Origin of the sequence: Salipiger marinus (assembly GCF_900100085.1) — a bacterium.
GTDB lineage: Bacteria > Pseudomonadota > Alphaproteobacteria > Rhodobacterales > Rhodobacteraceae > Salipiger > Salipiger marinus.
The window spans coordinates 1-1,541 of the sequence record NZ_FNEJ01000093.1; the positions used below are offsets into that span (position 1 = coordinate 1).

Genomic DNA, 1,541 nt, shown 5'->3' on the forward strand with positions numbered 1-1,541 from the left:
TATTCCGTTGAAAAACTCGGCTCGGCGATCGCGTTGACCCTCGCCCAGGATTTGAGGTGCCTGTGCCTATCCTACCTCAACAGGAGACCGGTGGGGTCGGAAGGAGCTTTGCGAGCTTCCGGAGGTTCTGTGCGGTGGCTGCGAGGTGGAATTCATCTCGTGCGCCGCTCGGGCCTCGCAATCGGAGACGGTTGAGGCCCAGAATTCGCTTCAAATGCGCGAAGAGCATCTCCACCTTCTTCCGGAGCTTGCAGGAGATCGCGTAGTCGGGCGTCTGAGCAATCGCACGCGCCCGATCCCGGGAGGGCTCGAAGATCGAACGGAGGATTTTCCGCGAGGGCGTCTTGGGGCAGCAACGCGCTTTCAGCCCGCAGGCATCGCAATCGGCCTTGCTTGCCCGATAGCGAAGCATGCCATGCTCATCCGGCGTCTTCTCCCGGGGTTTCGCGAAGGTCCGGCGGCTTTGCTTCAATTCCTTGCCGCCCGGGCAGGTGTAGACATCGCTCTCGACATCATAGTTGAAGTCGGCGCGCTCGAATGTCCCATCCCTACGCGCTGACTTGTCGAACACCGGGATATGGGGTGCGATGCCGCGCTGCTGATCCAGCCAGTCCAGCATGACGCCGGTGCCATAGGCGGTATCGGCGATCAGCCGTTCCGGTGCGATGCCGAAGGTATCGTTCACCCGGTCGATCATGGTCCGCACCGATCCAACCTCGGCCTGGCGGATCGACCGGGTGGCCTCCACATCAAGGATCACGCCGTTGTCGGTATCGATCAGGTAGTTGGTGGAATAGGCAAAGTAGGCCGGGCCTCCCCGAGCCCCGGTCCATTGCGAAGCAGGATCGGAATGGGAGGTGAACTTCGGCTCGACCGGGCTCGCTGCACCGAAGGCGGCGTCATCGAGCGTTTCCAGGTATTCCCTGACAGCCCGGGGCGCCTCTTCAGGGTCGATGCTGCCCGACTGCCAGTCTGACTTCGGCGTCGAGTTCTGCCGGTTCGCGTCGGCCTGAATGATGCTGGCATCCGCGGCGAGGCGCTGACCGCTGGCCAATCCCTCCGCGATACAGCGCGCTACCACCGTCTCGAACAGATGGCGCAACAGGTCGCTGTCACGGAAGCGGCCGTGCCGGTTCTTGGAGAACGTCGAATGATCCGGGACCGGGACGGTCAGATCGAGACGGCAGAACCAGCGATAGGCAAGGTTGAGGTGAACCTCTTCGCAGAGACGGCGTTCGGACCGGATGCCCATGATGTAGCCGACCAGAAGCATGCGGATCATCAGTTCCGGATCGACCGACGGCCGCCCCGTGGAGCTGTAGAACGGGGCCAGGTGCTGGCGGATGCCGGTCAGATCGACGAACCGATCCACAGATCGGAGCAGATGGTCTGGCGGCACATGCGCTTCGATCGAGAACTCGTAGAACAGAGCGCCTTGCGCTTCCTGCCGGGACCCCATCATCGCCGTTAACCTCAAGCTGCCGCAGCCAAATTGAATCAGCGGCCAGCTCTTCAGGCAAGCGGAGTTTTTCAACGGAATA

General features: G+C 62.0%; 1 protein-coding gene. It reads right to left on the reverse strand.

Annotated elements, in window-relative coordinates; translation table 11 throughout:
- Window positions 1–76: 76 nt before the first annotated feature.
- Window positions 77–1,462, reverse strand: coding sequence for an IS1182 family transposase (locus BLR51_RS27020; protein WP_089852614.1), 1,386 nt, complete (start codon window positions 1,460–1,462; stop codon window positions 77–79).
- Window positions 1,463–1,541 lie beyond the last annotated feature (79 nt).